This is a genomic window from Azospirillum picis (assembly GCF_017876115.1).
GTDB lineage: Bacteria > Pseudomonadota > Alphaproteobacteria > Azospirillales > Azospirillaceae > Azospirillum > Azospirillum picis.
The window spans coordinates 1-8389 of record NZ_JAGINO010000049.1 but is presented as its reverse complement, the minus strand read 5'-3'; the positions used below and the strand labels follow the sequence as shown (position 1 = coordinate 8389).

General features: G+C 67.5%; 8 protein-coding genes and 1 tRNA gene. 7 read left to right on the top strand and 2 right to left on the bottom strand.

Annotated elements, in window-relative coordinates; all coding sequences use genetic code 11:
- The coding region (locus J2850_RS31370) for a hypothetical protein (protein WP_209991345.1) at positions 1-307 on the top strand (307 nt) is incomplete at its 5' end.
- Between the two features lie 176 nt (positions 308-483).
- Here J2850_RS31370 and J2850_RS31365 read toward each other — a convergent pair.
- Positions 484-1944 (bottom strand): site-specific integrase, encoded by a 1461-nt coding sequence (locus J2850_RS31365; protein WP_209991343.1) that lies wholly within the window; start codon positions 1942-1944, stop codon positions 484-486.
- A 100-nt stretch (positions 1945-2044) separates the two neighbouring features.
- A tRNA-Arg gene (locus J2850_RS31360) sits at positions 2045-2121 on the bottom strand.
- A 425-nt stretch (positions 2122-2546) separates the two neighbouring features.
- Here J2850_RS31360 and J2850_RS31355 point away from each other — a divergent pair.
- Genes J2850_RS31355 through J2850_RS31330 form a run of 6 tightly spaced genes read left to right on the top strand, consistent with a single transcriptional unit; the run spans position 2547 to position 8298 of the window.
- Complete coding sequence (locus tag J2850_RS31355; RefSeq protein ID WP_209991341.1) at positions 2547-3638, top strand: LacI family DNA-binding transcriptional regulator; 1092 nt, start codon at positions 2547-2549, stop codon at positions 3636-3638.
- Positions 3635-4651 (top strand): ABC transporter substrate-binding protein, encoded by a 1017-nt coding sequence (locus J2850_RS31350; RefSeq protein ID WP_209991339.1) that lies wholly within the window; start codon positions 3635-3637, stop codon positions 4649-4651. Before J2850_RS31355 ends, J2850_RS31350 begins: the two co-directional genes overlap by 4 nt.
- Positions 4648-5547 (top strand): ABC transporter permease, encoded by a 900-nt coding sequence (locus J2850_RS31345; protein WP_307354620.1) that lies wholly within the window; start codon positions 4648-4650, stop codon positions 5545-5547. Before J2850_RS31350 ends, J2850_RS31345 begins: the two co-directional genes overlap by 4 nt.
- A gap of 5 nt (positions 5548-5552) precedes the next feature.
- Entirely contained in the window at positions 5553-6356 is an 804-nt protein-coding gene (locus J2850_RS31340; protein ID WP_209991337.1) for an ABC transporter permease, read from the top strand.
- 22 nt (positions 6357-6378) lie between these two features.
- Entirely contained in the window at positions 6379-7431 is a 1053-nt protein-coding gene (locus J2850_RS31335) for an ABC transporter ATP-binding protein (RefSeq protein ID WP_209991334.1), read from the top strand.
- Between the two features lie 48 nt (positions 7432-7479).
- Positions 7480-8298 (top strand): phosphodiesterase, encoded by an 819-nt coding sequence (locus J2850_RS31330; RefSeq protein WP_209991332.1) that lies wholly within the window; start codon positions 7480-7482, stop codon positions 8296-8298.
- Positions 8299-8389 lie beyond the last annotated feature (91 nt).

Here is an 8389-nt window from a genome sequence, read left to right as displayed (position 1 = left end):
AACCTCCAGCATGATTGCCTCCAGCGCAGCTCACCCCTTGGGCTGCACAACAGCCTTCATCTCGTGCCATCACGCCGGAACTGCCAAAGTAGTGCCCCACCCTGTCGACAAAGTGGCGATTGCCGGCAAGCGCCAGATCCGATTGGTATTGGCACTCGGCATATGCGCGGTCGTAGGCGGCCTGGGCGCTGGCGCGCTCCTGGCGGGCACGGCGATCCGCTGTGTCGCTCCGGTCGCCATTCGCTTGAAGCTCATCGACGCGCCGGACCTCCGCCCGCAGTTTGACTGCACACCACGGCACGCTTAGCTTTGCAACAGCCCAGTAAGTCCCCGGCCAGCGTCTTTTCGGAGTCAAGCCGCGTGCACCGCGGTCGCCCCGGGGCTGGGCTCCTAATCTCGCCGTGGCCCCCTCTACCGCAAGGCACGCGCCCACGGCACCCCCAGAACCCCGGGACAGGACTCCGCCTCTCCTGGGGTTTCGCGTTACTGGGCAGACGATGCGGAAGCCACTGGGAATTTCAGCTTCGCCACTGCATCAGCCAGGACGCGGAGCGGCGGGCGCCCGCCGTACCGCCGGCCGACTCCGCCGCCGCTGTGGCCGGTCAGCGCGTCGTGAATTTCCTCTGCTATTCCAGCTTCTCGGCACCGATCCTTGAAGCTATGGCGGAGAGAGTGGAAGCACAGCCCCTTTTCATTGAATCCAATATTCTTCCGCCAGTGATTCCACCGCTTTGAAATTAAATCAGAAATATTATCGTTGGCACTTGGTTGAATGTCTGGGAAAATTCGATCTTTTTTCTTTTTGATGAAATCGAGGAAGCTCTGCTTAATGTCAGGATGCAGTGGCACTCGACGAACTGACGACGCGGTTTTGATCGACTTTCCGTCGGCAGCATTGATAGACAGAAACATAACTCCATCCTCAGACTGAACGTCATTGACCGTCAGCTGTGCGATCTCTCCAAGCCGACAACCTGTCGTAATACCCAAGATGGTTACCCATCGGAAAGTGTCATCCTTTTCGGCCAACTTGCGACCGATCAACTCCAGCTCAGCATACGTAAATGCTCGACGAGCTTGGTCAGGTTTGGCGCCATCGTCCTTGATTTTCACACCGTCTGCTGGGCTTTCCTCAATGATCCCCGCGTCTACAGCAGTGGTAAGCAGGGTCTTTAGGAAGCTTAATCGTTTACGTGCCGACGCAACCGATGACCGGTCCACGTTCTTACCATGGTATTTTTCGAGCAACTTAGGCAACGGCATTGCCGCTTCTTCATTATTAATTCTGGTCGGCACTTCCAACATGGCATCGCGGAATTGCCTAACCATTGGCTTGGTTATGGACCTAATCTCGACATTGCCAAACATCTCACGAAAGCGACGTACCGAATATTCGCATTCACGCGTCGAGTTCGGCGTCGGGCGCGCTTCTCTTTTCCAACGATCAAAAAGATCATCCATCGCCGTCCTGACGCGCGGCTTCACAGCGGGGTTCTCGCCGGTCACCAAGGCAACCGCCTCGCGGATGTGGGATAGCCTATCCTCTTGCTCGGCACGGAGTGGACGCAGTGCGCCGTCGACGTCGATTTCAATTCCCAGAGAGCGAAGTTTCCCAGCCTGGATCTTGAATCGCCAATGCGCCTCCTGTTCCGCCACTCGGGCGAAGCATCGAACGTTCTCCTCGGTCAGAGGCTCTTTGAAACCCAACTTCCGCAGACGGGGAGCGGCTTCAGCTAAAGCCAACTCCCGGCCCCTGATGCGATCAAACTCGCGATGCCAATGGTCAATTAGCGGGCGCGCGCGTTGCGCAGCGATTCGGCGGTCACCGGTCTTGAGCGACTTCCGAACAAGCTTCTTGCCTACCACCGCTTGGCAGTCCGACGGGACGCTCATCTGGAACAAAAAGGTATTGTGCGAGCGAGTGATATAGCGGTCGCCAGCCAAAGCCCACCCCTCAATTCAAGCGTAAAGCTATCGCTCGAATTATCGCGAAATGCCTTGCTCCACAAGAAAACTTAGGGATACCAAGGCTTCCACGAGAGGATGGCGGACCCGACGAGATTCGAACTCATGACCTCTGCCTTCGGAGGGCAGCGCTCTATCCAGCTGAGCTACGGGTCCGTCGCTGGTGGAGCCGGACCATAGCCGAACCCCTACCCGGACGCAAACACTAAAATCACTGCCACGCAATTCATCCGCCACGGCTTGGCGACAGCGAATCCGGGAGGTCTGCCCGGTCGCCGCTCCGCTTGCCATTGCTTCTCTTCAGACGGTTCAGGCTCCACTTCCGGATGCCGCCATCCATTCATTCGCGGTTGACCTCTGCCTTTCCGACGCCCCGGGATGCCCCTGATCCCAGGGGCGCGGATGCCGCGGCCGATTGAACGGGCCGGCATCGACCCAGCCCCCGCCCCGCTCATGGAAACGTTTCCATTCTTCATGAAACCGTTTCCCTGACGTCACGCGTTTGAAACACGCCGCCGCCACTCTGCCCCGGCCGGACTGCTCCCTGCGGACCGGCGGGAACAGAGGGGACGGCCGGGACGATGGTGCAGGGCGGCGGACGGGTGAATGACCGGGTGGCCACCATCCGCGACGTGGCGGCCCGGGCCGGGGTGTCGATCGCCACCGTCTCGCGCGTGCTCAACGGCAGCGGCAACGCCACGCCGGAGACGACCGAAAAGGTCCGCGCCGCCGCCAGCGCGCTCGCCTTCCGCCCCAGCACCATCGGCCGCAGCCTGAAGGCCGCCCGCACCCGCACCGTCGGCGTGCTGGTGCCATCGCTTTCGAATCCCGTCTTCGCGGAGAGCGTCGCCGGTATCCAGCAGGCGGCGGCGGAGGCCGGCTACAGCGTGCTCATCGCCTCGACCGACTACGATCCGAGGCGCGAGGCGCGTGCCATCGAAAGCCTGCTGTCCAACCGGGTGGAAGGGCTGGTGCTGACCGTCGCCGACGCCGACCGCAGCGGGTCGCTCGACACGCTGGACGAGGTCGGCCTGCCCTACGTGCTGGTTTACAACCAGCCCGAAACCACGGCACGCGCCCATGTCTCGGTCGACAACATCGCCGCCGCCCGCGCCGTGGTGGAACGGATGATGGTGCTCGGCCATCGCCGCATCGGCATGGTCGCCGGCCGCTTCCACCAGTCCGACCGCTCGCGCCGGCGCCATCGCGGCTGGCAGGCGGCCCTGGCCGACGCCGGCCTCGCACCCGGCCCGGTGGTCGAGGTGGACTTCAACGACCTGCGCCTGAACCGCCGTCTCGCCCCGCATTTCGACGGCCCGGACCACCCGACCGCGCTTTTCGCCTCCAACGACCTGCTGGCGCTGGCGACCATCCGCGCGCTGCGCGACCTCGGCCTGTCCGTGCCGGGCGACGTGTCGGTCTGCGGCTTCGACGGGATCGAGGTCGGGATGCTGATGTCCCCCAGCCTGGCCACCCTGGTGCAGCCGACCCGCGCCATGGGCTGCACCGCCTTCGAATACCTGCGCACCGGGATCGCCGGCCACCCCAAGAGCCGCGCCGTGATGCTGCCCTTCATCCTGCGTCCGGGCGAATCCCTCGGCCCGGCGCCTAGCCGAGAACCGCGTGCCGCTTCGGCGGCCCTGATCCCCGACCGGAGACTTCACACGCCATGATCAAGCCCCTCCTGCTCGGTGCCGCGGCGCTCGCCGCCGTCTTCGCCTCCTCGGTCCTGCCGGCCGCCGCCGCCGAGGAAACCGCCATCTGCTACAACTGCCCGCCGGAATGGGCCGACTGGGCCTCGCAGTTGAAGGCGATCAAGGCCGATCTCGGCATCACCGTGCCGTTCGACAACAAGAACTCCGGACAGTCGCTCGCCGCAATGATCGCCGAGAAGGACAGGCCGGTCGCCGACGTCGTCTATCTCGGCGGCTCGGCCGGCATCCAGGCCAAGCAGGCGGGAGTCGTCGCCCCGTTCAAGCCGACGGCCTGGGCCGACATCCCCGACGGCATGAAGGATGCAGACGGCACCTGGTTCGCCATCCACAGCGGCACGCTGGGCTTCTTCGTCAACACCGAGGCGCTCGGCGGCAAGCCGGTGCCTCAGGGCTGGGCCGACCTGCTGAAGCCGGACTATGACGGCATGGTCGGCTATCTCGACCCGACCAGTGCCGCCGTCGGCTATGTCGGCGCGGTGGCGGTCAACCAGGCGCTGGGCGGCGACTACGCCAGCTTCGACAAGGCGATCGGCTGGTTCAGGGAGTTGCAGAAGAACCAGCCCATCGTGCCGAAGCAGACCTCCTACGCCCGCGTCCTGTCGGGAGAGATCCCGATCCTGATCGACTACGACTTCAACGCCTACCGCGCCAGGTACGTCGACAAGGCCCCGGTCGCCTTCGTCATCCCCAGCGAGGGCACCGTCTCGGTCCCCTACGTGATGGCGCTGGTCAAGAACGCTCCCCACCCCGAGACCGGCCGCAAGGTGCTGGATTACGTCCTGTCGGACAAGGGACAGACCTTGTGGGCCAACGCCTTCATGCGCCCGGTCCGCGCCGAGGCGATGTCGCCGGAAACCGCAGCCAAGTTCCTGCCCGCCGCCGACTATGCCCGCGCCAAGCCGGTGGATCTGGCCCGCATGGCCGAGGCCCAGAAAGGCTTCATGGACCGCTACCAGGCGGAGGTGAAGTGAGCGCCTGCACCGGCATCGCCGCCACCCGCTCCCCGGCGCGCTCCCCTGTGCGCTCCCGAGGCCGCCCGTCCTCGCCGGCCGGCCATGCGCCGCTGCGGCTGGCGGCGCTGCTGGCGCCGGCTGCCGCCGTCTTCGCCGCCTTCTTCCTGCTGCCGCTGGTCCGGCTGATCGCCATCGGTGCCGGCGGGGCGGAGGGCTGGGGCGCCTACCTGGCCACGCTCACCGATCCCGGCCATCTCGACAGCCTGGTCTCGACTCTGGCGCTGTCGGCCGGGGTGACGGTGGCGACGCTGGCCATCGCCACCGTCGCCGGCCTGTTCCTGGTGCGCCACCGCTTCCCCGGCCATGCCCTGCTGGTGGCCCTGCTGACCTTTCCGCTCGCCTTCCCCGGCGCGGTGATCGGCTTCATGGTCATCATGCTGGCCGGGCGCCAGGGGCTGATCGGCACGGTCACCCAGGCGCTGACCGGCGGCAGGCTGGTCTTCGCCTACTCCATGGCCGGCCTGTTCCTCGGCTACGTCTACTTCTCCATCCCGCGCGTGATCCTGACGGTGATGGCGGCGGCGGAGAAGCTGGACCCGCGCCTGGAGGAAGCGGCGCGCTCGCTCGGCGCCCCGCCCTGGCGGGTGGCGGCGGACGTGATCCTGCCGGCGTTGAAGCCGGCGCTGATCTCGGCCGGCGCCCTCTGCTTCGCCACCGCCATGGGGGCCTTCGGCACCGCCTTCACGCTCGCCACCCGGATCAACGTGCTGCCGATGACGATCTATACCGAATTCACCCTCCAGGCGAACATCGCCGCGGCGGCGGCGCTCAGCGTGCTTCTCGGCCTGATCACCTGGGCGGCGCTGGCGCTGGCGCGCAGTGCCGCCGGCGGTTCCGTGGCGGCGGCGGGGTAGCGGCGATGACGACCCTGTCGAACCGCCGCGGCTGGGGCTTCTGGCTGCAACTGGGCTTCACCCTGCTGGTCTGCGCCCTGATGACCGTGCCGGTGGTGATGTCGATGCTGGCCGGCCTGACCGCCAATTACTTCGTCGGGCTGAAGAGCGGCCTGACGCTGCGCTGGGTCGAGGAGGTGTGGCGGGTCTACGCCGGCACCATCCTGCTGTCGCTGCAGGTCGCCGTCGCCTGTCTTGCCTGCACCCTGGCGCTCGGCGTGCCCACGGCCTATGCGCTGGCCCGCCGCCCCGGCCGGTTCGCCCGGCTGGCCGAGGAACTGCTGATGATGCCGGTGGCGATCCCCGGCCTCGCCACCGCCCTGGCGCTGATCGTCACCTATGGCGGCATCGGCGACCTGCGGTCGAGCTGGCTGTTCATCCTGATCGGCCATGTGCTGTTCACCCTGCCCTTCATGGTGCGCGCCGTGCTGGCGGTGATGGCCTCGACCGACCTGAAGACGCTGGAGGAGGGGGCGGCCAGCCTCGGCGCCGGCTTCCTCCGCCGCTTCCTCACCATCGTGCTGCCGAACTGCCGCTCCGGCATCCTTGCCGGCTCGCTGATGGTGCTGACGCTCTCGGTGGGCGAGTTCAACCTGACCTGGCTCCTGCACACGCCGCTGACCAAGACCCTGCCGGTGGGATTGGCCGACGCCTATGCCTCGCTGCGGATCGAGATCGGCAGCGCCTACACCCTCCTGTTCTTCCTGATGATCGTGCCCGGCCTGATCCTGCTCCAGGCGCTCGCCCGGCGCGGCCGCCCCGATGCCTGAGACGCAACGTTCGAGTCCCCCCATGCCCGACAGCTTCCATCTCGATGCCGTGCCCGTCCGCCTGGAAGGCTGCAGCAAGACCTGGCCCGGCGGCGCCCGCGCGCTGGAGCCGCTGGACCTCGCCATCCACGGCGGCGAGACCATCGTCTTCCTGGGCCCAAGCGGCTGCGGCAAGACCACCACGCTGCGCCTCATCGCCGGGCTGGAGAGCCCCGATCCCGGCGGCCGCGTCCTGTTCGGGGACGAGGACGTGACGGCGCTGCCGATCGAGCGGCGCAACGTCGGCATGGTGTTCCAGAGCTACGCCCTGTTCCCCAACATGACGGTGGCGGAGAACGTCGCCTACGGCCTGAAGGTGCGCAAGGTGTCCCGCGGCGAGCGCGCGGCCCGCGTCGGGGAGATGCTGGACCTCATGCATCTCGGCGAGTTCGCCGGGAGACGGATCGACCAACTGTCCGGCGGCCAGCGCCAGCGCGTGGCGCTCGCCCGCGCCCTGGTGGTCCGCCCGCGCGTGCTGCTGCTGGACGAGCCGCTGACGGCGCTGGACGCCAAGCTGCGCGACAGCCTGCGGCTGGAGATCGACCGGCTGCTGCGCACCCTCGGCATCACCGCCGTCTACGTCACCCACGACCAGGGCGAGGCGATGGCGCTCGGCGACCGCATCGTCGTGATGGCGCGCGGGCGGGTGGCCCAGGTCGGCACGCCGCGCGAGATCTACTACCAGCCGGCCGACGGCTTCGTCGCCGACTTCATCGGCACCATGAACCGCCTGTCCGGCCGAGTCGGCGGCGGCCGGCTCGCCGTCGGCCGCACCAGCCTGCCCTGGCCCGCCCCCGACGGTCCGGTCGAGCTGCTGGTCCGGCCCGAGGACCTGGCGTTGGCCGACGGCGAAGCCGACGGCCATCTCGACGGCCGCGTCGCCGCCGCCGTCTTCCTCGGCGACCGCACCCGCCTGGTGGTCGAACCGCCGGACGGCCCGGCCCTGACCGTCGACACCGCCGGCCGCAGCGACCTTGCGCGCGGCGACCGCGTCTGGCTGCGGGTCGACCCGGCGCGGCTGCTGGCGGTTCCCTAACGCACGCCGCGAACCGGACACCGCCCCCCCAGGACCCCAAGGCCCCCCATGATCATCGTCCAGATCACCGACACCCACATCAAGCCTCCCGGCCGCCTCGCCTACGACCGCGTCGACAGCGCACCCTTCCTGGAGCGCGCGGTCGCCGCCATCAGGGCGCTGTCCCCCCGCCCCGACCTGGTGCTGGCAACCGGCGACCTCGTCGATGCCGGCCACCCGGAGGAATATGAGCGGCTGCTCGACCTGCTCCGCCCGCTCGGCCTGCCGCTCTTCGCGGTTCCGGGCAATCACGACGAACGCGGCGGCCTGCGGCTGGCCTTCCCCGGGATGGCGGCCCGCGTCGGCGTCGGTCCCTTCTTCCAGTACACCGTGGAAGACTGGCCGGTCCGCCTGATCGCCGTCGACACCGTCCTGCCCGGCTCCGGCGCCGGAGAGGTCTGTGCCGAGCGGCTGGGCTGGCTCGACGACCGCCTGTCCGAGCAGCCCGACCGCCCCACCATCGTCTTCCAGCACCATCCGCCCTTCGCCACCGGCATCGGCCACATGGACCGTATCGGCCTGTCCGGCGCGGTGGATCAGGCGGCGGTGATCCGCCGGCATCCGCAGGTCGAGCGCGTGCTGTGCGGCCATCTGCACCGGCCGATCCAGGTGCGCTGGGCCGGCACCATCGCGTCCACGGCGCCCTCGACCGCGCATCAGGTGGCGCTCGACCTGCGCGACGACGCCCCGCCCGCCTTCGTGATGGAGCCGCCGGGCTACCAGATCCACATGTGGAGCCCGGAAACCGGGATCGTCAGCCACACCGCGGTGATCGGCGACTTCGACGGCCCCTACCCCTTCTTCAAGGACGGCAAGCTGATCGACTAGTACTACAGCCGGGATCGATTTGCGGTCCGCTTGTTGAAGGCTTCATCCTACCGCAGGGAGGTTGGGATGGCGACGGCAACGGAAGCGGCGA